The sequence below is a fragment of the Pedococcus sp. 5OH_020 genome (assembly GCF_027812955.1).
Classification (GTDB): domain Bacteria; phylum Actinomycetota; class Actinomycetes; order Actinomycetales; family Dermatophilaceae; genus Pedococcus.
Window position 1 is genome coordinate 1 of record NZ_JAPYZV010000032.1, and the last position, 530, is coordinate 530.

Annotated in this window: 1 protein-coding gene; it reads left to right on the forward strand. The window is 68.3% G+C overall.

All coding sequences use genetic code 11. The features are described 5' to 3' along the window. The coding region (locus PHA84_RS20680) for a cation:dicarboxylate symporter family transporter (RefSeq protein ID WP_270890031.1) at positions 1 to 530 on the forward strand (530 nt) is incomplete at both ends.

Consider the following 530-nt stretch of genomic DNA (forward strand, 5'->3'; position numbering starts at 1 on the left):
GGCGCCACCGGCGTCGACGCCCTCAAGAGCCTGGCCCAGGTCATGGTCGCCTTCTACCTGACCTGCGCCGTGTTCGTGTTCCTGGTCCTGGGCGCCATCCTCAAGGCCTTCACCGGGGTCAACATCTTCGCGCTGCTGCGCTACCTGGCGCGGGAGTTCCTGCTCATCTTGTCCACCTCCTCCTCGGAGTCCGCGCTGCCGCGGCTGATCGCCAAGATGGAACACGCCGGGGTGTCGCGCCCCGTGGTCGGCATCACCGTGCCCACCGGGTACTCCTTCAACCTCGACGGCACCGCCATCTACCTGACCATGGCCTCGCTGTTCATCGCCGACGCCATGGACAAACCCTTCACCCTGGGCCAGCAGATCTCCCTGCTCGTGTTCATGATCATCGCCTCCAAGGGCGCCGCCGGAGTCACCGGCGCCGGCCTGGCCACCCTGGCCGGCGGGCTGCAGTCCCACCGCCCCGACCTGGTCGACGGCGTCGGCTTCATCGTCGGCATCGACCGGATGATGAGCGAGGCCCGCGC